Below are 23,699 nucleotides of genomic sequence, written 5' to 3'. Positions count from 1 at the left end.
AAGCCATCTCGTCAGGACCGTTGACGGGGTGTCATGAATCCAACAAGCATGTCCTGCGACCCGCTCTGGGAGCGCTCCCACGCGATGGCACCTGAATCCCGTACGGAGCGTCCCGCCCTCCCCGAGGAGCCTGGACGTGAAACGACGCAGAACCACCCTGCTGTCCCTCGCGGCCCTGCTGGGCGCGGCGCTCACCGCGCTGCCCGCGCAGCAGGCCGGTGCCGACGAGGTCGAACAGGTCAGGAACGGCGGCTTCGACACGACCGCCGACCCGTGGTGGACCAGCAACGTCACCGCCGGCCTCACCGACGGCCGGCTGTGCGCGGACGTGCCGGGCGGCACCGTCAACCGCTGGGACTCCGCCGTCGGCCAGGACGCGATCACCCTGGTGAAGGGGTCGTCGTACCGGTTCTCCTTCAGCGCCTCGGGTGTGCCCGAGGGGCATGTGGTGCGGGCGATCGTGGGCCTCGGCGTCTCCCCGTACGACACCTGGTACGAGGCGACGCCGGTGCTGGGCGAGTCGGGAGACGCCCATACGTACACGTTCACCTCGCCGGTCGACAGCACCCAGGGGCAGGTCGCCTTCCAGGTCGGCGGGAGCGCGGATCCCTGGCGGTTCTGCCTGGACGACGTGTCGCTGCTGGGCGGGGTGCCGCCGGAGGTGTACGAGCCCGACACCGGGCCACGCGTGCGCGTCAACCAGGTCGCCTACCTGCCCGCCGGACCGAAGAACGCCACCCTGGTCACCGACGCCGGCGCCAAGCTGCCCTGGCAGCTCAGGAACGCCGCCGGGGCCACGGTCGCGCACGGCTGGAGCGTGCCGCGCGGCCTCGACGTCTCCTCCGGACAGAACGTCCACTCCATCGACTTCGGCGGCTACCGCACGCGCGGGACGGGCTTCACGCTGGTCGCCGACGGCGAGACCAGCCGCCCCTTCGACATCGGCACGGCCGACTACGACCGGCTTCGGCTGGACGCGGTGAAGTACTACTACACGCAGCGCAGCGGCATCGCGATACGGGACGACCTGCGGCCCGGTTACGGCAGGGCGGCCGGCCATGTGGACGCGGCCCCCAACCAGGGCGACTCCGCGGTCCCTTGCCGGCCCGGGGTGTGCGACTACACCCTCGACGTCACCGGCGGCTGGTACGACGCCGGCGACCACGGCAAGTACGTCGTCAACGGCGGCATCGCCACCTGGGAGCTGCTGAGCACCTACGAGCGTTCCCTGCTCGCCCGCACCGGCGACCCGGCCGCCCTCGGCGACGGCACGCTCGCCCTCCCGGAGAGCGGCAACAAGGTGCCGGACATCCTCGACGAAGCCCGCTGGGAGCTCGACTTCCTGCTGAAGATGCAGGTACCGGCCGGGCAGCCGCTCGCCGGCATGGCCCACCACAAGATCCACGACGAGCAGTGGACCGGCCTGCCGCTGCTGCCGAGCGACGATCCGCAGAAGCGCGAACTGCACGCCCCGACCACCACCGCGACCCTCAACCTGGCCGCCACGGCCGCCCAGGCGGCCCGTCTGTACCGGCCCTACGACAAGGCCTTCGCGGCGAAGGCGCTCACGGCCGCGCGCAAGGCCTTCGCCGCGGCCCTCGCACATCCGGAGGTCTACGCCGACCCGAACGACGGCGTCGGCGGCGGCGCCTACAACGACGACGACGCGACCGACGAGTTCTACTGGGCGGCGGCCGAGCTGTATCTCAGCACGGGGGAGAAGCAGTTCGCCGACAAGGTGGTGAACTCTCCCGTGCACACGGCCGACATCTTCGTCCCCAACGGCTTCGACTGGTCCCGCACGGCCGCCGCCGGCCGCCTCGACCTCGCGACCGTCCCGAACCGGCTGCCCGGCCGCGACAAGGTCCGCGCGTCGGTCGTGCGGGGCGCCGACACCTATCTCGCCACACTGGCCGGACAGCCGTACGGCATGCCCTACGCGCCCGACGGCAACCGCTACGACTGGGGCTCCAGCCACCAGGTCCTCAACAACGCCGTGGTCATCGCCACGGCCTACGACCTCACCGGCGCGTCGAAGTACCGGGCCGGTGCCGTCCAGGGCATCGACTACGTCCTCGGGCGCAACGCGCTCAACCAGTCGTACGTCACCGGCTACGGCGAGGTGAACTCCCACCATCAGCACAGCCGGTGGTACGCGAGCCAGCTGGACCCCGGCCTGCCGGACCCGCCGCGGGGGACCCTGTCGGGCGGCGCGAACTCGAGCATCCAGGACCCCTACGCGCAGGGGAAGCTCCAGGGCTGCGTGGGCCAGTTCTGCTATATCGACGACATCCAGTCCTGGTCCACGAACGAAACCGCGATCAACTGGAACGCGGCGCTGGCCCGCCTGGCCTCCTTTGTGGCGGATCAAGGATAGAACCGGATCGACAATAGGCCTCACCTGATCAGGTACGTACCGGGCCGGACAGCCTTCGGTACCGCGCGGTCGTCAGTTTGACCTGGGGATATTTACGAGTAAGTACCCGCGCGGTACCGTGAAGGGCATGCCAGCCCTCAATGTGGAATTCAGCGATCGCGAGCTGGAGGACCTGCGGCAGATCGCCAAGGAACGCGGTACGTCGATGAAGGCACTCGTGCGGGAGGCGGCCGCCGCCGACATCGCGCGGCACCGGGCGCTCCAGGAGGGCGCGGAGGCCTTCCGCAGGTTCTTCGCCTCGCACGCGGACGAGTTCGCCGCCGCCTTCCCCGACGACGAACGCTCCGTGCGGGGCGAGGGGCGGGTCGCCTGACCGATGACCTCCGTCATCCACATCGACGTGCCCTGGCTGCTCCAGCGCCACGAAGAGGTTCTGCCGGAGCAGCCCACCGTCAACGACTTCTCGGCGCTGGTCGCCGCCGTCGCCCGGCACCGGGTCGATCCGCCCAAGCTCGGCGTGGACTCCGACCCGGCCTGGCGGGCCGCCGCGCTGCTGCACACCCTCACCCTGCTCAAACCCCTGCCCTCGGCCAACGCCCGCTTCGCCTGCGCGACGGCCGTGGCGTACATGTTCACCAGTGGGGTCGGCATCGATCCGCCGTACGGCGCGCTCGTCGACCTCGCCCGCGATCTGCTGGACGGCAAGACGGACGTCTACGGCGCGGCGGACCGGTTGCGGTCCTGGCAGATCTAGCCGTGCGCAAAGCGTTTCGGGCCGCCGGCCGAGGGCGGGAGGAACAAGGCCGGCGGCCGTTTCGCGCAGGAGAGCCGCCGTCCTGCGCGGGGCCTCCGAGGAAGTGGCCGGTTCCAGCCAACTACGCGGGCCGGTGCGCCGGGAGCGTGCGCGGCGCCCCACTGTGTGCGCGTGTTTCACACGGGGCGCAAGGGCGGATATCGGCCGGGCCGGCAGAGGCCTTCGAAAGGCGCGAAGCCCGATGCGCGGCGGCCCCGCCTATCGACATTTCATCAACAAGGCGCAGCTTCAGCCGTCGCCTTGTTGTGCGCGACTCAGTTGTGCAAAGGTGAACCGCCCGCGCGGGGGGTCATGGCCGGGTTCCCTGCGTTCGTCGGCGGAGGCGAATTCACGCTCCCTGCCGCACCGAGACAGGTACGTACCAAAGGAATTCGCTCAGTGCCCACCCCCCAGCCCCCTCGTCCGCCCTACCCTCCGCCGGGCGGGGGTCCCGGAGAATCCGACGAGTCGCTCGCCGCGGGAATACGCGGCGGCGCGGACGGCGAGGTCGCCCAGTCCACCGCCCTGCTGATCGCCCGGCACTGGCGGCCGGTGCACGAGTACGCGGTCATCTGCCTCGCCTCCTCCGGGAGCGTCGCGTCGATGGTCACCGCGGGCGCCTTCCACCAGGTCCTCGACCGGCTGAAGCTGGGCGAGCCGGGGACCGCGCTGCGGCCCCGACTGCTGGTGACCGTGCGGGACATGGCCGGGCTGTGGTCCGCCGACGAGGAACTGTCCGGCGTGCTGCCGGTGCTGCGCAAGCCGGCCGGCGCCCGTGGGATGCGGACCGCGAAGTCCGTGATCCCGGAGAACCGGGTGCTGGCGGAACGCTCGTTCCAGGGCCTTCCCGCGGTCGCCCGGTGCGTGCTGTGGCACGTGGAGGTCGAGGCCGAAGAGGTCACCGTCGCCGCCGGTCTGCTCGGCATGGACACCGACACCGTGGCCGCCGCGCTGGAGCAGGCCCGGGACAAGCTGCGTGAGGGTGTGGTCCGCGCCCACCGGGACCTCGCGCCGAGCAAGGACTGCCGCTTCTACAACCGGCTCCTCGACGTCCCGATCCGCCGCGGCGGCGACCTCCTGCCGGACGTGCGCAAGCACCTGGACGAGTGCCGTTACTGCCGGGCCGCCGCCGAACAGCTCGGCCACTTCGAGAGCGGCCTCGGCGTGCTGCTCGCCGAGGCGGTGCTCGGCTGGGGCGCCCGCCGCTATCACGACACCCGCCCGGGCCGCGCCAAGCAGCAGACCGTACGGCTCAAGGGCTCCGCACGGCACGGCCGTGGCACCCGCGGCAAGGGCGGCAATCTGCTCTCGCGCCTCCCCTCGCCCCGTCGGCGGTCGTCGGGGGAGCCACGCTCGCCGCGCGCGCTGTTCACCGGTGTCGGCCTGGCCTCGGCGGGTCTGCTGACCACCCTCCTCGCCGCCGGCATGTGGTCGGACGACGGCGGCGCCGACCCGGCCGCCTCCACCAGCGGCAGCGTCCCCGGCATCGACTCGCAGGCCGCCACCGCCTCGCCGACCGTCCCGGGCACCGCCCAACTGCCCACCGCGCCACGGCAGACCCGGCTGCGCAACGCCGCCGCCGACCTCTGCCTGGACGTCCGGGGCGAGGCGAGGGCGGGCGCCTCCGTCGAACTGGCGGACTGCTCCTCCGACGCGACGCAGCAGTGGTCGTACGACGACGACGGGCAGTTGCGCAGCGTCGCCGGGCCCGGCCTGTGCGTGGACTCCCACGCGGACGCCGGGGTGGTCATCCTCGGCTCGTGCGTGGACGACACCGACGACCGTGGGGACGACGTCCGCTACGACCTCACCGTGCAGGGCGAGTTGCTGCCCCGCTGGGACGACGCGCTCGCGCTCGCACCGGCCGGTGCGGAGCCGGGCGCGGACGTGGTCGTGAAGGTCCGCGACCACTCCACCGGCCAGCGCTGGCTCACCGACGTCGCCTCCGCCACCCCCGGTTCCCTCGCGGTCACCGGCACGGACGCGCCCGCGTCGGCCCAGCCGATCGACCTGGCGGACGGCACCGCCTGAGGCACGAAGGGCCACGCCCCCGGCCGGCCCGGCCGCTCGGCGGCGACCGGTGGCCGGTGGCCGTGCGGTCACCCGTCTGTCGTCACCCGGCGTCCTCGACGAGGTCCGCCGGGCCCACGGTCGCCGGGCCGGCATGGCCGGACAGCGCCAGGGTGAGGTCGAACTCGGCGAGCAGACAGCGGATCACGTGCTCGACGCCGGGCTGTCCGTCCAGGCCGAGGCCATAGGCGTAGGGACGGCCCAGCAGTACCGCCCGCGCGCCGAGTGCGAGCGCCTTGAAGACGTCGTCGCCGGTGCGGACCCCGCTGTCGAACAGCACCGTCAGCCGGTCGCCGACCGCCCGCGCCACCCGGGGGAGCGCGTCGGCGGCCGCGACCGAACCGGCGACCTGGCGGCCTCCGTGGTTGGAGACCACCACGCCGTCCATCCCCGCGTCGGCGGCCAGCCGGGCGTCGTCGGGGTGCAGCACACCCTTGAGGACGATCGGCCCGTCCCAGTTCTCCCGCAGGAACGCCAGGTCCGGCCAGGTCTTTCCGGGGTCGGCGAACAGGCTGACGAAGTGCAGGACGGCCGCGTTCGGGTCCTCGTGGACCGGCTTGGCCAACCCCGCCAGGAAGGCCGGGTCGGTGAAGTAGTTGGCGGTGCCCACGCCGTGCAGGAACGGCAGATAGGCCTGGTCGAGATCGCGGGGCCGCCACGCGAGGAGCGGGGTGTCCAGGGTGACGACGAGCACCGTGAACCCGCTCGTCCGTGCCCGCCGGAGAAAGCTGCGGGTCACCTCGCGGTCCTTGGACCAGTACAGCTGGAACCAGCGCTCGGCGTCCCCCATCGCCTCGGCCACCTGCTCGATCGGCGTGCTGGACGCCGATGACAGGATGAACGGCACCCCCTGTGCCGCCGCCGCCCGGGCCGCCGCGGACTCGGCCTCCGGATGCATGATCGACAGCACCCCGACCGGCGCGAGAGCGAGCGGCGCGGGCAGGGCACGGCCCAGCACCTCGACCGACAGATCCCGCTCGTGCACGTCCCGCAGCATGCGCGGCACGATCCGGCGACGCTCCAGCGCCGCCCGGTTCGCCCGCGCCGTGCTGCCGTTCCCCGCGCTGCCCGCCACATACCCGACCGGCCCGGGCCCGAGGCGCTGCTCGGTGAGCTCCTCGAGCCGGGTCAGGTCGGTGGGCAGCCGGGGGACCGCGCCCGTCATGCCGTTGAGATAGATCTCGTACTGGAAGTCCGCCCAGTGCTTCGCCATCCGTACGTCCCGCCTCTCGCCGTCCCGTGGTCGATCGTCGTCGCCGTAGCAGGGCGACCATACCGGCGGGTCGGTGACGGTGGCCGGGCGGTCAGACGGTTCGGTCGACGGCCGACCCGGACGGTACGGCGGCGAACTCGCCGGCGTCCGTGCCCGGACCGGTGATCGGCGGCACCGGCGCCTCCACGGTCCTGGCCAGCCGCGCCCCCTCGGGCCCGTACACCGCCCGGGGTTCGGGGAACAGCCGCAGCAACGTCAGATAGATCGCGGCGGCGACGGCCAGGGACAGCGGCAGACCGATGTCGATGCCGTTCGCGAGATCGCCGAGCGGGCCGACGAACTGGCCCGGGATGTTCGTGAACAGCACACCGAGCAGCGCCGACACCCACCAGGCGGTCATGCCGCGCCAGTTCCAGCCGTGCGCGAACCAGTAACGTCCGCCGCGCTGACGGCGGTTGAAGACCTGAAGGGCCTCGGGGTCGTACCAGCCGCGCCGGGTCCAGAAGCCCAGCATCATCACGACCATCCACGGCGTCGTGCACGTGATGATCATCGTGGCGAACGTCGAGATGGACTGGACGAGGTCCAGGCCGAACCGGCCGACGAAGATGAACACGATCGACAGCAGACCGACCAGCACGGTCGCCCGCACCCGCGACAGCCGTGGGAACACCGACGAGAAGTCCAGGCCGGTGCCGTAGAGCGAGGTGGTGCCCGTGGACATCCCGCCGATCAGGGCGAGCAGACAGACCGGCAGGAAGAACCAGGTCGGTGAGATCGCCAGCAGCCCGCCCACGAAGTCGGGGGCGGCCGGATCGACGTACTCCGGGGCCTTCGACGCGATGATGCTCGCCGTCGCGAGTCCGAAGACGAACGGCAGCAGGGTCGCGATCTGCGACAGGAACGCGGCGCCGACCACCCTGCGGCGCGGGGTCGCCGCCGGGATGTAGCGCGACCAGTCGCCGAGGAACGCTCCGAACGACACCGGGTTGGACAGCACGATCAGCGCGGCGCCGAAGAAGGACGGCCAGAACAGCGCGTCGGTGGCCGCGTCCGCGGAGTCCGTGAAGACACCCGCGTACGACGCGTCGAAGTCGCCGGCGAAGGCGATCGCGCCGAGGACGAACAGTGCCGTGGCCGAGGCGACTGCGACCTTGTTGACGAACAGCATGAACCGGAAGCCGTAGACGCAGACCGCGAGCACCAGTCCGGCGAACAGCGCGTAGGCGAGGCTGTACGTCAGATCGCCGCGGGGCAGGCCGAAGAGGCGGTGCGCGCCGCCGACCAGGGCGTCGCCGGAGCTCCACACCGAGATGGAGAAGAACGCGATCGCCGTCAGCAGGGAGAGGAACGAGCCGACCACGCGGCCGTGCACACCGAGGTGCGCGGAGGAGGAGACCGCGTTGTTGGTGCCGTTGACCGGCCCGAACACCGCCATCGGACACAGGATCAGCGCGCCCACGACGACCCCGAGAAGGGTGGCGGCGAGGCCCTGCCAGAAGGACAGGCCGAAGAGGATCGGGAAGGCGCCGAGCACGCAGGTGGAGAAGGTGTTCGCGCCGCCGAAGGCGAGCCGGAACAGGTCGAGGGGGGTCGCGGTGCGCTCGGCGTCCGGGATGCGGTCCACGCCGTGGGACTCGACCTCGGTGAGGGACGGGGGAGACGCGGACGGCGCGGGTTCGGGGGACGGCGGGGTCAAGGGGAGCTCCAGCAACTGGCGGCCGACGGTGGAGCGCGGGGTGGCGCGGCACGGTGAACGGCCGTCCCGTCGCGGGGTGGGCGACGCGGGCGGATGCCGTCACTGATCGGGGTCTGCCGAACCTACGGCGTGGGGCAAGACCCCGACCAGAGGATGAATCATCCTTCTTCCGCGTCGGGAGTGGACGAATCCACCACCCCTCCGGAGTCGGGGCCGGAGCCGGAGCTGGAGTCGGAGCCGGCGCCGGAACTGGAACTGGAGCCGGCGCCGTCGGGGTCCGTGTCCGGACCCTGGGCCCGCACCCGCTGGACCTGTTCGAGGGAGTCCCGCAGCTCGGTGAGCCAGTCGTCGGTGTGGCGCTGGACCAGCCGCACGCACCAGGCGAGCGCGTCGCTGCGGCTGCGGGCCACGCCCGCGGCGATCAGGGTGTCGAGGACCTGGCGTTCGGGCTGCCGCAGCCGGGTCATGACGGGGGCTGCCACATGGGTGAACAGAGCGCGCTCCCCGTCGCAGACCACACCCCAGGACACCTTGCGCCGGAACCGGTGCTCGGCGTCGCGGGCCACGGCGATCCGGGTCTCCCGGGTGCGCTCCCGGAACTCCTGGATCCGGGCGGTGACCGCCGCCTCCCGCTCGGCGGGCGGGGCGTCCTCGGTGAGCCGGGGCGCGGGGATGCGGCCGATCACGGTGATCTCCTCGCGGTCGACCGTCACCTCGGCCGGCTCCTCGAAGAGGTCGTCGGGCAGGCGGCCCGCGAACCAGCCCCTCAGCTTCTCTTTCTGCTCGGTCGTAATCATGTAATGACGATTACTCCGCTGGTCGATGAACACAAGGGGTCGAGAAGAAGTCCGCCGAGAGCGGAAGGGAGGGGTGTGCGCAGCGAGCGGGACGGGCGATCGGAATGTTTCAGGCCGATTAACGAAGCTATGGAAACCGGTCATCGAGCTGACCGAAGGGATCATGAAGCGCTTGCTTCCGGCGTTGGAACGTTCGAATTCCGTTACTTCTCGCCACTGATTCAATACGCAAGGTTACCGAAACCCATGGGGTCGATGTGAGATTCGGCGGCGGACTCGGCAGACTCGCGCTCGCCGCGTTCGACACCGATCGAGTCGGACCGGCACACCCCCGAATCGAGCGGAAGGATGCACACAATGCGGAACACCGCGCGCTGGGCAGCGACCCTCGGCCTCACGGCCGCCACCGTCTGCGGATCCCTCACCGGGTCCGCGCTCGCCGCCCCGGCCGCAGCGCCGACCTCCCTCTACGCCCCGTCGGCCCTCGTGCTGACCGTGGGCCACGGAGAGAACGCCGCCACCGTCAACGCGGCCCGGGCCGTCACCCTGAACTGCGCCCCGACGCCCTCCGGCACGCATCCCGCGGCCGCCCTCGCCTGCGCCGAACTGCGCGCCGCCGGCGGCGACCTCGACGCCCTGGCGGGTCCGGGTGACGCCGTCTGTACGAGGCAGTACGACCCGGTGGTCGTCACCGTCGACGGCGTATGGCAGGGCAAGCGCGTCTCCTTCGAGCGCGCCTTCTCCAACGAGTGCGTGAAGAACGCTGCCGGGAGCAGCCTCTTCGCGTTCTGAGACCGGGGTCGCGTGGTCCCCGTGGACGCCGAGAGAGGCTCGCGAGGTGGGGAGTGCGAGCCCCTGGCACGGGAGCAGCGCGATTCCGTATCCGGAGACCGGACGGGCAGTGTGGGGCTGCCCGCCGGTCTCCGGTGCATGTACGGACGGAAGGGCGCGCCGCGAGGCCGCTAGGACCGCTCCCGGTGGCTGGTGTCGCACCAGGGATAGCGGCGGCTGCGCCGGCAGGTGCACAGGGCGACCCGGAAACGGTCGGAGGCGACGGTGTTGCCGTCCTCCAGTTCCACCTCGACCGGCCCTTCCACGAGCAGGGGGCCCCGGCGCTGGACGCTGATCCGGCAGGGCCTGTCAGCAGGGGAGTTCGGCACGGACGACCACCAGTTCCTCGTTCTCGTCGTCGGCGGACAGCAGACCCCGCTCCCGCAGCCAGTCCCTGCGCTCGCGCAGGACCGGGCCGAAGGGGATGCGGCGGCGACGCGTCACGGAGGCCTTCAGGCCGGACGCGCGCAGGACCGTCAGAGTGTTCGCGGGGTCACTGAGCGTGGAGTGGACCATCAGCAGGACTCCGCCGGGCCGCAGCAGCAGGGGCGCCTCGAGGCAGATCCGGTCCAGCACGAGCCTTCCGTCACCGCCGCCGTCCCAGGCCCGGGCCGTCCCGCGGCCCGCACGGCCACCGGCCGGGGCGGGCACGTACGGCGGGTTGGTCAGGATCAGGTCGAAGGACCGGCCGTGCACCGGGGCGAAGAGGTTGCCGCGGTGCACGCGCACCGGCAGTCGTTCCCGCCAGGCGTTGAGGCGGGCGGAGTACACCGCGCGCCAGGACACGTCGACCGCGGTGACCCGCGTGCCGCGCCGTGCGGCCTCCAGCGCCAGCGCGCCGCTGCCCGTCCCCACGTCGAGGACGTCGGCGCCCGGGAGCAACGGTTCTTCGGACAGGGCCCCGGCCAGCAGGGCGGTGTCCTCCTGAGGGGCGTACACGCCCGGAAGTGCGAGAGGATTCACGCCGACCAAGTACCCCGACAATCAGGAAATATGGGATTTTTCCGGTTCGGTGAGGGGGGTACGCAGGGAGGACTCCCCCGAGTGCCAGGCGCTCAGCAGGCGGGCGGCGAGGCGGTCCTCGAGATACCCGGTGGCGTCGAGGCCGAAGGTGATGTCGGGGGCCAGGTGCGGTTCCTCTTCCAGCAGACCGCCGATGACGTCGTGGCGCACCACCTGCTCGTGCACCGCGTCGGCCTCGACGTGTTCGTCGTAGAAGTGCACGGCGGCGGGCCCGGCCTCCACCCGGCGCATCGCCTGCGCGAGCCGCCGGGAACCGGGCGAGGAGGTGATCTCGACCGCCGCGAAGTGGCCCACGAGCGCGCCCCTGAGAGCCCGGTGCAGGCCGAAGAGGGACATCAGGTTGACCGTGGCCAGCGTCTCGGCGCACGCGGCGTCCAGGTACCGGCCGTAGGCGGTGTCGAGGTCCAGGTCCGTCATCAGGTGCGCGAACAGCTGTGCGTGGACGCGGTCGGGGCGGCCGCCGCCCCACTCGTCGAACTCCACCGCCGCCATCGCCGCCTTGGCCCGGCCCCACAGCCTGGGCAGCACCCATGCGTGCGGGTCCGCCTCCTTCAGGTGGTAGAGGGACCGCTGGGCCGCGTACTCGCGCACCTGCCACAACTCGCCCTCGGCCGCGAGGAAATGACTGACGCCCGAGCCCTCGACCGGCTCGACGAGCAGCTCGGCGAGCGCGTCCTCGACGGAGTCGTGGACCGGTGTGTCCTCGCGCAGGGCGGTCAGGAAGCGGTGCTCCAGCGCGGCCCGCACCCGCAGCAGGGCGGGATCCCACTCCCGGTCCGGGGCCACGCCCGCGAAACCGCGGTAGTGCAGCTCGTAGCAGAGGTACAGGGCCAGCTGGAGGTCGTCGCCGTACGCGGCCGCGGAGGCGACCGTCTCCGCCGCCGGAAGCGGATCCGTGCCCGCCAGACAGCCGCGGACGGCCGCGGACACTGGGCCACGGGCGACCGGCAGCTGTGGTCCATGGGGGTCGTGTGCCATGGGCGCCGGGTACCCAGCCGGTGCCCGGCCACCCGCCCGGGCACGGATCACGCGGAGCGGAGCTCCCCGCCGAACAGCCGGGAGCGGCGTCCCGCCGAACCGCCCGGGCGACTCGTCCCGACCGAAGAGGACCCCGGCCGGACCATGTCCACCCACCGGCCCGTGAGGTGGTCGTGGTCGTGGTCGTGGTGGGCGTCCGGGCAGGTCAGGGGCCGTGCTGTGCGAGGCGCAGGGGTACCGGCTCCGGGGGTGCGTCCTCCTCGGTGTCGACGAGCCGGGTGACCTCGGCCCACCAGGCCGGGCCGTCCTCCATGTGGCGCAGCATGACGCCCTCGCGGATCGCCCACGGGCAGACGGTCACCGAGGTCAGCCCGGTCAGCTTCATCGCCGTGTGCCCGATCACCGCGCCGGCCAGGCTCTGCGCGGCGCGCGGCGCCGAGATGCCGGGCAGCCGGGCGCGCTCGGCGGCGGGCAGCGCGGCCAGGGTGGAGATGGCCTCGCGCAGGTCGCCGCGGCGCAGGGTGCGGTCCATGAAGGGGCCGTGCCGTCCGGGGGCGGCCCCGCACAGCCGGCCGAGCTGCTGGAAGGTGCGGGAGGTGGCCACCGCGGTACGCGGACCCTCCCAGCGGACCCGGGCGGCCACGTCCCTGAGCTGGTGGCGGATCCTGCGCCGCGCCGCACGGAGGGCCTCCGCGGGCGGCGGGTCGTGGTCCGCGAAGAAGTCGTGCGTGAGCCGGCCCGCCCCCAGCGGCAGCGAGGCCACGAAGTCCGGCAACCGGCCCCGGCCGAAGGCCACTTCGAAGGAACCGCCGCCGATGTCCAGCAGGGCGAGCGGGCCGCAGCGCCAGCCCATCCAGCGGCGGGCCCCGAGGAACGTCAGCTCGGCCTCCACCTCGCCGGGCAGGGTGCAGAGCGCCACGCCGGTCCGGGAGCGGACCTCGCGCAGCACCTCGCGCCGGTTGGGGGCCGCGCGCACCACGGCGGTCGCGAAGGCCAGCGGGCCCGCCGCACCCCACCGGTCCGCGGTCCGGGCCGCCGCGGCGACCGCGCGGACGAGGCGTTCCACGGCCTCGTCCGGGATGGGGTCGCCCGGCGCGACCTGCTCGGCCAGCCGCAACCGCCATTTGGCCGTGTGCACCGGCAGAGGGACGCCGCCCGCCGCGTCCGCCACCACCAGGCGCACGGTGTTGGACCCCACATCCAGCACGCTGATTCTCATGGACCGCGAGTACCCAGGCTTAAACATCCGGGTGCCGCGCATCTCGGTGACACGGCACGAAGGGGCCGCCGTCCCTCGCGGACGGCGGCCCCTCTCCTGGTGCGGTTCCGCGGTTCCGCGGTTCCGCAGTTCCGTGGCTTCGCGGCTCTGTGGCCCTGCGGCTCATCCGGCCGAGGGCCCGTCACATGTGGACCACCGGTGCCGCGTCGGCGTCCTGCTGCGGAACCCCGCGGCGGAAGAGCAGGAAGGCGATGACCGCGCCCGCCGCGAAGAAGCCGGCCGACCACAGGAAGGCGGTGGTGTAGCTCTCGATGGTGGCCTGCGCCTGGACCAGCTTGTCCGCCGGGTTCTTCCCCACCAGGTAGTCGGCGGCGGCGCTCGCCGCCAGCGTGTTCAGCAGGGCCGTGCCGATCGAACCGCCCACCTGCTGCATGGCGTTGACCGTGGCGGAGGCCACGCCCGCGTCCTCGGCGGCGACTCCGCCGGTGGCCATCTGCATGGCGGGCGGCATGACCAGGCCGAGACCGATACCGGTGATGACGAGCTGCGGCAGCACCGCGCTGAGGTAGTGGGAGCCGACGCCGATCCCGGTCAGCCAGGCCATGCCCACCGCGGCGATCGCGAAGCCCAGCGGGATGACCGCCTTCGGGCCCAGGCGCGGCACCAGGGCCGTGGTGCCGATCTGCGCCGCCACCATGAGCGCTCCGACCATCGGCAGGAACGCCACACCCGTCTTCGTCGGGCTGAAGCCCAGGTTCAGCTGCAGGTAGTACGTGAGGAAGAGGAACACGCCGAACATGCCGGCGCCGGAGATCAGCACGGCCAGGAACGAGGCCGCCCGGTTGCGGTCGAGGAGGATGCGCAGGGGCAGCAGCGGGTGCGCGGCCCGGGTCTGCCACCAGGTGAAGGCCGCGAGCAGGGCCCCGCCCGCGATCAGGAAGCCCCAGGTCTGCGGCGAGTCCCAGTCATGGGTCTCCGCGTTGGAGAAGCCGTACACCAGGGAGAACAGACCGGCGGCGACCAGGACCGTACCCGGCACGTCCAGCTTGGAGTTCTGGGCGTCGCGGTGGTTGGAGAGCAGCAGCCAGCCGCCCGCGAAGGCGACGACGGCGATGGCCACGTTGACGTAGAGCGTCCAGCGCCAGTCGAGCGCGTCGGTCAGGATGCCGCCGAGCAGCAGGCCCACCGCGCCGCCCGCGCCGGCGATGGCGCCGTAGACGCTGAACGCCTTGGCGCGCTCCTTGGCGTCGGTGAACGTGGTGTTGAGCAGCGACAGCGCGGCGGGCGCGAGGAGTGCGCCGAAAGCGCCCTGGAGCGCGCGGGCGGTGACCAGCATCTCGAAGTTGGTCGCGGCGCCGCCGAGCGCCGAGACGGCGGCGAAGCCGACGACGCCGATCAGGAAGGCCGTCTTACGGCCGAAGAGGTCGGCTATCCGGCCGCCGAGCAGCAGCAGGGAGGCGAACGCCAGCGCGTACGCGGTGACGATCCACTGCCGGTTGCCGTCGGAGAAGCCGAGGTCGGCCTGGGCGGAGGGCAGGGCGATGTTCACGATGGTGGCGTCCAGCACCACCATCAGCTGGGCCAGGGCGACGACCGCGAGGATCCACCACTTCTTGGCGGATGCTGCGGACGGCCCCTGGTCGGCGCCCGTGCGGGGGCCGTCCGTCAAGGTCTTCGAGGACATGGGGAACCACTCCAGGACGCGTGAGGGCAAAGAACACGTAAACGAAACGGTTTCGTACACATCGAGGCTAGACCAGTTTCAGCGAAACGGCAAAGTTTCGTTAGTGAGGGAGCTCGGACAGGCGCGGTGGCGTGCTCGGCGTGCTCGGCGTGCTCGGTGCGGACCGGGGCGGAGCTGTGGGACGGGACCCCGTGAGCCGTGAGCCGTGAGCCGTGAGCCGTGAGCTGTGAGCCGGGAGCCGTGTCCGGTCGGACGCGGCCTAGGTCAGCTGTCGCCGCACCAGTTCGTGCAGTCGTCCGCCGGTGTCCGCGAGGAGCTGGGCGGGCGGGCCCTGCTGCGCGACCTTGCCGTTCTCCATCACCACGACCCGGTCGGCGTCCATCACCGTCGACAGGCGGTGCGCGATGACGACCCGGCTGGCGTTGAGCTTGCGGGTGCTCTCGATGACCGTGCGCTGGGTCTCGTTGTCGAGGGCGCTGGTCGCCTCGTCGAAGAACAGGATGCGCGGCCTGCGGATCAGCGCCTGGGCGATCATCAGACGCTGCCGCTGGCCGCCCGAGACCGACCCGCTGCCCGAGACGATCGTGTGCAGTCCCATCGGCATGCGCTTGATGTCCTCGGCGAGGCCGGCCAGTTCGGCGGCCGCCATCGCCTCCTCCGGCGTGTAGGCCTCGGTGCCGCAGATGACGTCCAGCAGGGAGCCGGTGAACGGCTGGGCGTGCTGGAGCACCACCCCGCACTGCCGGCGTACCGCCGACTGGTCGAGGGCCGCCAGATCCTGGCCGTCGTACAGCACGCTGCCCGAGACCGGTTTGTCGAAGCCGATGAGCAGCCGGAGAAGAGTCGACTTCCCGCACCCGCTCGGGCCGACGATCGCCACGAACTCGCCCGGCCGGACCTCGAAGGAGACGTCGTCGAGGACCAGAGGGCCGTCGTCGGAGTAGCGGAAGGAGAGCCGGCGGGCCTCGACCGCGCCGGTCAGCGGGCCGGGGCGGGTGTTCGCCGTGCGGACCTCCGGCGTCGCCTCCAGCACCGGCCGGATCTCCTCGAACAGCGGCAGCGCGGCCACCGCCGAGACGAAGGCGCCGGTCAACGAGGTCACCGAGGTGAGCAGCATCGTCATCGACGTGTTGAAGGTGAGGAAGTCCGCCGCCGACAGCGCTCCCCGCGCCGGACCGGCCAGCAGCATGAACATCAGCAGGGAGCACAACGGCAGATAGACCGAACCCAGCACCGTGTTGAGGTTCTTGATCCGGCCGAGGCGCTGCTGGAGTTCCCGGCTGCGCGCGAACTGCGCGGCCCAGGCCGCGTACGCGTAGTTCTCGGCGGCCGCCACCCGCAGCTTCGGCAGGCCCCGCAGGGTCTGGAAGGCCTGGTTGTTGAGCTTGTTGGAGAGCACCACGAGCCGCCGCTGCCAGCGCACCTGCCACAGCCCGAGCGCCAGGAACACGGACGCGATGACGACCAGCATGCCGACCGCGGCGAGGGCCATCGGCACGCTGTACCAGAGCAGCAGCCCCAGGTTCATCGCGCCGATGGTGACGGACTGCGCGACCGAAGGACCGAGTCCCGCCAGCAGCCGGCGGATCGCGCTGATGCCCATGGCGGCACTCGCCAGCTCGCCCGTCGAACGCTCGGCGAAGAACTTCGTCGGCAGCCTGAGCAGCCGGTCCCACACCGCCGGCTGGAGCGTCGCCTCGATCCGGCCCTCCAGCCGCAGCATGGTCAGGTTCTGCAGCAGTGTGAACGCCGCCGCCACCACGCCGCCGACCATCACCGCCAGACACACCTGCACGATCAGCCCCTCCTGGGCCTTCGGCACGTACTCGCCGAGCACCTTGCCGGTCGCGATCGGCACCAGCGCCCCGATCACCACCGTCACCAGCCCGCTGAGCAGCAGGTTCGTCAGATCACCGCGCGTGCCCCGCATGCTGAACCGCAACAGCCCGAGGGGGCCGAGGCCCTGTTCCGGCAGCGGACGGTAGAACATGACCGCCCGCGGCTCGAACTCCTCCGCGTTGGCCCTCTCCACCGGGGTCTCCCGCCCGGTCGCGGGGTGCACGGCGACATAGCCGCCGCGCCGCCACAGCAGCGCGACCGGCGCCCCGGACAGGGCCCGGTGCCCGACCAGCGGGCCCACGTCGTCCCGCCACCAGCGGCCGTCCAGGCGTACGGCCCGGGCGCGCACCCGTGAGGCGAGGGCGACCCGCTCCACCGGGTCCAGCCGGTCGCTGTCGGCGCCCGTCTGTGCGGGTTCGGCGAGGGTGATCCCGGCGGCCCGGGCGACGAGCCTGCACGCCGCGTAGGTCGCGTCGGCGTCGGCGGCGGTCGCGCGCCTGTCCGTGCTCCTGCCGTTCCTGTCGCCTCTGCCGCTCTTGCCGATCGACGCGAGCAGCGTCCGGTCGGCCTGCGCACGGACCGCCTCGCCGGCCTTGATCCCGGCCGCCGTGCGGGTCTCGTGGGTGTGCTCCAACTGCTCGATCCAGCGGTCCAGCGTGGTCAGCAGCCGGTACTGCTGGTCGACCATGCTCTGCCACACCGCCGGGTCCATCAGCAGGTCGGCGGCCGCCTCCGCGCCGTACGACGACCCGTACTGCACGCTGCCCGGCGGCACCTGCATCCAGAAGACGTCGTCGTCCTGGACCTCCGCCGCCCGCTCGGTGGCCATCGGCGCCTGGAAGAGGATCGACAGACCGCGGCCCGCGCCGAGGGCGAGTGCGTACTCCAGGGGGCTCGAAGTCGGCGGCACGTACTGCGGGTTGCCGTACTCGTCGTAGGACCAGGTCTGGGTGTTCGCGGGCTGGTACAGCTCGCGCAGCCCGATGCGGTGCACCACGCAGTCGCGCAACGGGCGTGCGACGAGCGTGTGGTGGGGCCCGGCGACCGGACCGAGCAGCAGGGCGCCCGCCTCCAGCCGGCCCAGATGGTGCCAGTGGCCCTGCTGTTCGGCGTCCACCGCGAACAGGTCCAGCGCGCCCGACGCGACCAGCCACAGCACCTGCGGCCCCTCCAGGTCGAGGCGGCCGAAGCCCGCGCAGTCGATCCGCGCGCCCAGCTGCCCCAGCGCGGCGAGAACGACGTCGCCCTCGGATACGGCAGTCATCTCATCGCTCCCTGACCAGCGCCGCGTACGAGCCGCCGCGCGCCACCAGTTCCTCGTGCCGCCCGCGTTCCACGACCGTGCCGTGCTGGAGCACGACGATCTCGTCGCTGTCGCGCACGGTGCTGAGCCGGTGGGCGATCACCACGCACGCGCAGCCGCGCCGGCGCAGGTTGTCCATCACGACCTGCTCGGTCTCCGCGTCCAGGGCGCTGGTCACCTCGTCCAGCACGAGGATGCTGGGCCGGCGGACCAACGCCCGCGCGATCTCCAGGCGCTGGCGCTGACCGCCGGAGAAGTTGCGGCCGTCCTGCTCGACCCTGCTGTGGATGCCGCCGGGCCGCCGCACGACCGTGTCGTGCAGTGCCGCGTCCCTGAGCGCGTCGACGACGGCGTCGTCCGGGATCGACGGGTCCCACAGCGCCACGTTGTCCCGCACGGAGCCCTCGAAGAGGAACACCTCCTGGTCGACGAAGGACACCGAGGAGGCGAGCGCCCCGCGCGGAATGTCCTCCAGCCGCTGCCCGTCGACGCGGATCACGCCCTCCCAGGGCGCGTACAGGCCCGAGATCAGCCGGGACACCGTCGACTTGCCGCTGCCCGAGCCGCCGACCAGCGCCACCTGCTGCCCCGGCCCGACGGTCAGGTCGAAGCCCGTCAGCAGCGGCTTGTCCAGCGGGCTGTAGCCGAAGGTGATGTTCTGCAGCTCGACATGGCCGTGCAGCCGGCGTGTGGAGTCGGCGCCGGCGCGGCGGTCGTAGAGCGGGTCGGCGCGGAAGTTCTCCACGTCCTTCAGCCGGGCCACGTCCGCCGCGAAGTCCTGGATCCGGCCCGCGACCCCGTTGAGGCGGGTCAGCGGGGCGGTGAAGCGGGTGACCAGAGCCTGGAAAGCGACCAGCAGACCCACCGAGATATGGCCCTCGATCGCCCGCATGCCGCCGATCCACAGGATCAGCGCGCTGTTGAGCGTCGCGAGCGTCGGCGCGACCACACCCAGCCAGGCACTCGGCACCCCGAGCCGCTGCTGCTCCTCCAGCGTGGTGGCGTGCTGCCCGGCCCACTTGCGGAAGTACCCGTCCTCGCCGCCGGTCGCCTTCATCGTCTCGATCAACTGCAGGCCGGTGTACGCCGTGTTGGTGAGCCGGGCGTTGTCCGCCCGCAGCTTCGCCGTCCGGGTCGCGCGCAGCCGGATGACGATCCGCATCGCGACGATGTTCAGCAGCGCCACACCGATCCCGACGAACGTCAGCTGCGGGTCGTAGGTGTAGAGGAGGACGGCGTACAGGACGACGACGATCGCGTCCACGCCCGCCGACGCCAGGTCGCGGGCCAGCGTCTCGGCGACCGCGTCGTTCGACTGGAGCCGCTGGACGAGGTCGGCCGGGCTGCGCTGGGAGAAGAAGGTGACCGGCAGCCGCAGCAGATGACGGAGGAAACGGGCACTGGAGAGGGTCGAGGAGATGATCCGGCCGTGGTGCAGGTTGGCCTGCTGGAGCCAGGTCAGGGCCACCGTGAGGGCCACGCACGTGCCCATCGAGACGAACAGCACGCCCAGCAGCGAGGTCTGTCGCCCGATCAGGAACATGTCGATGTAGGTCCGGCTGAGCGCCGGCACGGCCGCGCCCACCACCACCAGCAGCAGACTCGCGAGCACGGCCGCCGGCAGGGTGCCCGCGGTGCCGCGCAGCCGGGCCGGCATCGCGCCCAGCACACCCGGTCTGCGTCCGCCCCGCTCGAAGTCCTCGCCCGGTTCCAGCACCAGCACGACACCGGTGAAGCTGCCGTCGAAGTCCTCGATCGGCACGAATCGCCGGCCCTTGCCGGGGTCGTTGATGTACACGCCCCGGCGGCCGAAGCGGCGCCCCAGGCCCTCGTAGACGACGTAGTGGTTGAACTCCCAGAAGAGGATCGCGGGCGACCTCACCCCGGCGAGGGCCGCCAGGTCCATCTGCATGCCCTTGGCCGTCAGGCCGTAACTCCTGGCCGCCTTCAGCAGGTTGCTGGCGCGCGAGCCGTCGCGGGAGACGCCGCACGCGATGCGCAGCTCCTCCAGCGGGATGTGCCGGCCGTAGTGCCCGAGGACCATGGCGAGCGAGGCCGCCCCGCACTCCACGGCCTCCATCTGGAGCACGGTGGGCGTACGCACGGTCTTCGTCCGGCTCTTGGGAACCGTGCGCCGGGGCGGCGCGGCACGCCGGCGGGTCCGCGGCTGCTCGGTGGTGGTCACGGGAGCAGCCAATCGACGGGACGCTGGTCGGCCAGCCGGATCGAACCCGTGGCCATGGTCATGGAGGTGAGGGCGAACGGCGGCCCGTCCGCGGACGACCACCGGTAGCCGCTCCTCGTCGACGAGGACCTGTCCAGGCGGACCAGGACTGCCACCGGGCGGCCGTCCTCGGTGAACTGCCCGCCCAGCTGGCTGTCGCCGAGGAACGCGGCGATCGCCTGCGCCGACTGGGCCGCACGGTCCACCGACTTCACATGGCCGCGCAGCACGCCGTACTCCTGCGAGGGCACGGTCTGCACGGTCAGGTCGACGGCCGCGCCCGCCGGGACGGAGGCGGCGTTCTCCGCCGGGACGTACACCGTGGCGTACAGCGGGTCGTCGGCGCCGGCGACCTTCTCCACGGCGGCGACGTTCGCGCCGGTGGAGATGATCTGCCCGATGGTGGCGGCGAGTGCGGTGATCCGGCCCGCGGCGACCGTCCGCACCACGGCGTCGCCCTCGGCCGTACGCACCTTCAGCACGGGCGAGCCGGCGGGCAGCCGCTCGCCCTCCTTCGCGAGGACCGCGGTGACCTGGCCCGCGGCGGGGCTCTGGAGGATGTAGCTGCCCTCGCCGTGGGTGAGGACGGCGGGCGCGCTCACCGTGGAGGCGACCGAACCGGTCACCGCCCACACGGACGCGGCCGCCATGACGACCACGGTCACGGACAGCACCAGCCAGCCCTGAGGGCGCGCGAAACGTACCGGCAGGTCGAGTTCCTCCGGTGACTGGAGCTTGGCGAGGGCCTGTTGGCGGAACTGCACGGGCCTACCTCGGGAGGTTCAGGGCGCCGACGAGTCCCGGAGCCGGGTGACGGCTCCGGGACTCGAAGGGATCACGAAAGGTGCGGTCAGAGACCGGCGACCAGACCGGTGACCGGCGCCGTGTTGAGGCCGGTGACACCCTCGACGGTGCCGACGGCCGTGTTGAGCAGGCCGGAGACCGGGGCAATGCCGTCCACCAGGCCGGTGACGGTGCCGACGGCGTTCAGGGACAGACCGCCGGAGACGTTGTCCAGCTCGGCGTCGGAGATCTCGACGGTCTCAACCTGGGGGGTGGAGTTCATGGTGGAACTTCCCTTCACATGGATATCTCATAAGGGGGGAGCGGCCCCCTCTGGGGACAGATGACGGCCGCGAGCACGGGCACCGGGCACCCGTTTCCGGGAGACCGCGATGACCCTGCGGTGCGATGGATCAAAGCAGGTCCGCGGTCGGCGCAGCCAATCAATCACCGCGTTCACCTGGGAACTTGTGCCACGGGAGCAGGAAACGGTGCAGGCGCGCCCACCGCTTGTCGGCGACTTCTTCACAGCATGGGCGGGAACCGCTCCGATGAGCGTCCGGCGGTCTCGCGGCGAATCCGACACTCCCGCCCCAAAGGCGTGCCGAGCGCCCAGCAGTTGTGCAGAACCCCTGCCCGCGGTGGCCCGCTTGGGCATTCGCTGTGCAGATTCTCGGCAGTGGGGATTCAGTCCCCGGCGCTGAACGGAACGTGACCGCCCGACCACGAGAAGTGCCGCCCGAGGGGTGGCCCGTTCGGGAGGCACATAGCTGGCGCACAGGTCGGCAAGCGCTTTCGGGGACCCGGCTCCCTCCGTACCGCTCGGTTCAGGACATCCGAATCGGTCACCGCCCGCCGGAACGAAGTCGGCCTGCGCGCCGTCTTCCTTCTTCCGGGATCCCTCGGACGGCCGGCACGACGATCGCGGCAACCGTGTCCGTGGCCGCCGCCGGCACCTGCCCCCAGAGCCCCCACCCTCCCGCTCCGGTATCTGTGACCAGGGAGAACTCCGAACCGGCGGCGTTCGTCGACGACTTCGGCGAACGAGCCGGGAGCCGGCTCCCGGGCGCCGGGTCGACCGAAAGGATCTTGTCGGCCACGGCGGTCGTCGTCGTCATATGGGCGATTGTTCCCGCGGTCGCGGGGTCGGCCCCCGGTCATGGCCGATTCACGTTTGAGCAAAGGAAGTTGGCAAACGCGATTGAACAGACCCCACGACCCCTGCGTACTCATGGCCAACCAGGCGCCGCTGTACGGAGCTGCCGAACCCCGGCAGCCAGACCCCGTCCCCCAGGAGGTCGAGTTTTTTGAGTCACAAGCGAGTTACGAAGCGCAAGGCCATCATCGCGGCAGGCGGTGTGGCGGCGCTCGGAGCGGCGGCCATCCTGCTTCCCCAGGCCAACGCCTCCCAGGACGGCGGTTCCAACGACGCCGCCTCGGTGAAGACCCTCAAGGCGGGCGACGCCTCGGATCTCGCGGCCCAGCTCGAGAAGCTGCTCGGTGACGCCTTCGCCGGTTCCTACTACGACAGCGAGGGCCAGCAACTCGTCGTCAACGTCATCAACGTCTCCGGCGACGAGAACAACGTCATCGTGCAGGCGAAGAAGGCGGGAGCCAAGGTCCGCGAGGTCGAGAACAGCACGGCCGAACTCGAGGCGGCGGCCAAGACGCTGAAGACCGAGGCGACCATCACGGGCACCGCGTGGGCCGTCGACCCGAAGACGAACAAGATCCTCGTCACCGCCGACTCCACGGTCACCGGCAGCAAGTGGGACCGGATCGAGTCGACCGTCAAGACCCTCGGCTCGGGCATGGCGACGATCCAGAAGTCGGCCGGTACCTTCACGACGAAGGTGGCCGGCGGCGACGCGATATTCGGCGGCGGGGCACGCTGCTCCCTCGGCTTCAACGTGACGGCGGGCGACGGCTCCCCGGCCTTCCTGACGGCCGGTCACTGCGGGGTCGCGGCCGAGCAGTGGGCCGACTCCGAGGACGGCGAGCCGATCGCCACCGTCGACCAGGCGACCTTCCCCGGGGACGGCGACTTCGCGCTCGTGAAGTACGACGACCCCGCGACCGTGGCCGCGAGCGAGGTCAACCTCGGCGACCAGACCCTCCAGATCACCCAGGCCGCCGAGGCGACGGTCGGCACGCAGGTATTCCGGATGGGCAGCACCACCGGTCTCAACGACGGTCAGGTCCTCGGCCTCGACGCCACCGTGAACTACCCCGAGGGCACCGTCACGGGCCTCATCCAGACGGACGTCTGCGCCGAGCCCGGCGACAGCGGCGGCTCGCTCTTCACCCAGGACGGCCTCGCGATCGGCCTGACCTCGGGCGGCAGCGGTGACTGCACCGTCGGCGGCGAGACGTTCTTCCAGCCGGTGACCACCGCTCTCGAGGCGGTCGGCGCGACGCTCGGCGACGGCGGCATCGGCGCCGGTGACGCGGTCGGCGGCGAGGAAGCCGGCGCGGGTGCGGTGGACGAGAACGGTGACGGTATCGACGACAACACCGGCGAGGCCATCGTCGGCGGCGGCGAAGAGGCCGGCGCGGGTGCGGTGGACGAGAACGGTGACGGTATCGACGACAACACCGGCGAGGCCATCGTCGGCGGCGGCGAGGAAGCCGGCGCGGGTGCGGTGGACGAGAACGGTGACGGTATCGACGACAACACCGGCGAGGCCATCGTCGGCGGCGCGGACGAGAACGCCGACGGCGGCGCGGACGAGAACGCGGGCGGCCACGACCAGAACGACAACGGCGCGGAGGACGGCTCGGGTGTGACCGAGTCGCACTGACCCGCATCAGCTGAACGGTCCGACCCTCCGGCGGGGGTCGGACCGTTTCACGTTCGCGTCCGGCG

18 protein-coding genes are annotated in these 23,699 nt (G+C 71.9%); 6 read left to right on the top strand and 12 right to left on the bottom strand.

Going from position 1 to position 23,699, the window contains the following annotated elements; translation table 11 throughout:
• Window positions 1-136: 136 nt before the first annotated feature.
• From ABT070_RS08580 to ABT070_RS08565, 4 genes are all read left to right on the top strand, one after another.
• A complete protein-coding gene (locus ABT070_RS08580; protein ID WP_351756615.1) occupies window positions 137-2,377 on the top strand; it encodes a glycoside hydrolase family 9 protein in 2,241 nt (746 codons plus the stop codon).
• A gap of 127 nt (window positions 2,378-2,504) precedes the next feature.
• Window positions 2,505-2,750, top strand: a complete 246-nt coding sequence (locus tag ABT070_RS08575; protein WP_171401099.1) for a hypothetical protein — start codon at window positions 2,505-2,507, stop codon at window positions 2,748-2,750.
• 3 nt (window positions 2,751-2,753) lie between these two features.
• Complete coding sequence (locus tag ABT070_RS08570; RefSeq protein ID WP_062643323.1) at window positions 2,754-3,131, top strand: hypothetical protein; 378 nt, start codon at window positions 2,754-2,756, stop codon at window positions 3,129-3,131.
• Between the two features lie 438 nt (window positions 3,132-3,569).
• Window positions 3,570-5,201 carry an RICIN domain-containing protein gene (locus ABT070_RS08565; RefSeq protein ID WP_351756610.1) on the top strand — a complete coding sequence of 544 codons (1,632 nt, stop codon included), beginning with the start codon at window positions 3,570-3,572 and terminating at the stop codon, window positions 5,199-5,201.
• Between the two features lie 82 nt (window positions 5,202-5,283).
• Here ABT070_RS08565 and ABT070_RS08560 read toward each other — a convergent pair whose 3' ends face one another.
• The 3 genes from ABT070_RS08560 to abmR all read right to left on the bottom strand — a co-directional run bounded on the left by ABT070_RS08560 (window position 5,284) and on the right by abmR (window position 8,949).
• Window positions 5,284-6,453 (bottom strand): lactate 2-monooxygenase, encoded by a 1,170-nt coding sequence (locus ABT070_RS08560; protein ID WP_351756607.1) that lies wholly within the window; start codon window positions 6,451-6,453, stop codon window positions 5,284-5,286.
• Window positions 6,454-6,544: 91 nt separating this feature from the next.
• Window positions 6,545-8,152, bottom strand: a complete 1,608-nt coding sequence (locus tag ABT070_RS08555; protein ID WP_351756604.1) for a purine-cytosine permease family protein — start codon at window positions 8,150-8,152, stop codon at window positions 6,545-6,547.
• A 158-nt stretch (window positions 8,153-8,310) separates the two neighbouring features.
• Complete coding sequence (abmR, locus tag ABT070_RS08550) at window positions 8,311-8,949, bottom strand: ATP-binding transcription factor AbmR (protein ID WP_351756601.1); 639 nt, start codon at window positions 8,947-8,949, stop codon at window positions 8,311-8,313.
• Between the two features lie 357 nt (window positions 8,950-9,306).
• Here abmR and ABT070_RS08545 point away from each other — a divergent pair, with 357 nt between their 5' ends.
• Entirely contained in the window at window positions 9,307-9,741 is a 435-nt protein-coding gene (locus ABT070_RS08545) for a protease inhibitor (RefSeq protein ID WP_351756598.1), read from the top strand.
• A gap of 170 nt (window positions 9,742-9,911) precedes the next feature.
• Here the strand turns inward: ABT070_RS08545 and ABT070_RS08540 are convergent, their stop codons facing one another.
• From ABT070_RS08540 to ABT070_RS08500, 9 genes are all read right to left on the bottom strand, one after another.
• Window positions 9,912-10,109: a CDGSH iron-sulfur domain-containing protein gene (locus ABT070_RS08540; protein WP_351756595.1), complete on the bottom strand. Its 198-nt coding sequence runs from the start codon at window positions 10,107-10,109 to the stop codon at window positions 9,912-9,914.
• Window positions 10,090-10,719, bottom strand: coding sequence for a HemK2/MTQ2 family protein methyltransferase (locus ABT070_RS08535; RefSeq protein ID WP_451099596.1), 630 nt, complete (start codon window positions 10,717-10,719; stop codon window positions 10,090-10,092). The genes ABT070_RS08540 and ABT070_RS08535 overlap by 20 nt, the downstream gene beginning before the upstream one ends.
• Before the next feature lie 45 nt (window positions 10,720-10,764).
• The gene (locus ABT070_RS08530; RefSeq protein ID WP_351756592.1) at window positions 10,765-11,781 is read right to left on the bottom strand and encodes an iron-containing redox enzyme family protein; all 1,017 of its coding nucleotides are present in this window, start codon (window positions 11,779-11,781) and stop codon (window positions 10,765-10,767) included.
• Between the two features lie 205 nt (window positions 11,782-11,986).
• Window positions 11,987-13,000 carry a Ppx/GppA family phosphatase gene (locus ABT070_RS08525; RefSeq protein ID WP_351756589.1) on the bottom strand — a complete coding sequence of 338 codons (1,014 nt, stop codon included), beginning with the start codon at window positions 12,998-13,000 and terminating at the stop codon, window positions 11,987-11,989.
• 181 nt (window positions 13,001-13,181) lie between these two features.
• Window positions 13,182-14,684 carry an MFS transporter gene (locus ABT070_RS08520; RefSeq protein ID WP_351756586.1) on the bottom strand — a complete coding sequence of 501 codons (1,503 nt, stop codon included), beginning with the start codon at window positions 14,682-14,684 and terminating at the stop codon, window positions 13,182-13,184.
• A 259-nt stretch (window positions 14,685-14,943) separates the two neighbouring features.
• Window positions 14,944-17,787 (bottom strand): NHLP bacteriocin export ABC transporter permease/ATPase subunit, encoded by a 2,844-nt coding sequence (locus ABT070_RS08515; RefSeq protein ID WP_351756583.1) that lies wholly within the window; start codon window positions 17,785-17,787, stop codon window positions 14,944-14,946.
• 1 nt (window position 17,788) lies between these two features.
• Window positions 17,789-20,011, bottom strand: coding sequence for an NHLP family bacteriocin export ABC transporter peptidase/permease/ATPase subunit (locus ABT070_RS08510; RefSeq protein ID WP_351756580.1), 2,223 nt, complete (start codon window positions 20,009-20,011; stop codon window positions 17,789-17,791).
• On the bottom strand, window positions 20,008-20,814 hold the full coding sequence (locus ABT070_RS08505; protein ID WP_351756577.1) for an HlyD family efflux transporter periplasmic adaptor subunit: 807 nt from the start codon (window positions 20,812-20,814) through the stop codon (window positions 20,008-20,010). The genes ABT070_RS08510 and ABT070_RS08505 overlap by 4 nt, the downstream gene beginning before the upstream one ends.
• A gap of 86 nt (window positions 20,815-20,900) precedes the next feature.
• A complete protein-coding gene (locus ABT070_RS08500; RefSeq protein ID WP_351756574.1) occupies window positions 20,901-21,116 on the bottom strand; it encodes a type A2 lantipeptide in 216 nt (71 codons plus the stop codon).
• Between the two features lie 1,024 nt (window positions 21,117-22,140).
• Here ABT070_RS08500 and ABT070_RS08495 point away from each other — a divergent pair.
• Window positions 22,141-23,634: a S1 family peptidase gene (locus ABT070_RS08495; protein ID WP_351756571.1), complete on the top strand. Its 1,494-nt coding sequence runs from the start codon at window positions 22,141-22,143 to the stop codon at window positions 23,632-23,634.
• The last annotated feature ends 65 nt before the right edge of the window (window positions 23,635-23,699 follow it).

Origin of the sequence: Streptomyces sp. NPDC002884 (genome assembly GCF_040295245.1) — a bacterium.
In the GTDB taxonomy this organism is placed as follows: Bacteria; Actinomycetota; Actinomycetes; order Streptomycetales; family Streptomycetaceae; genus Streptomyces.
The sequence above is the reverse complement of the archived record's forward strand: the minus strand, read 5'-3'. Positions and strand labels throughout refer to the sequence as shown.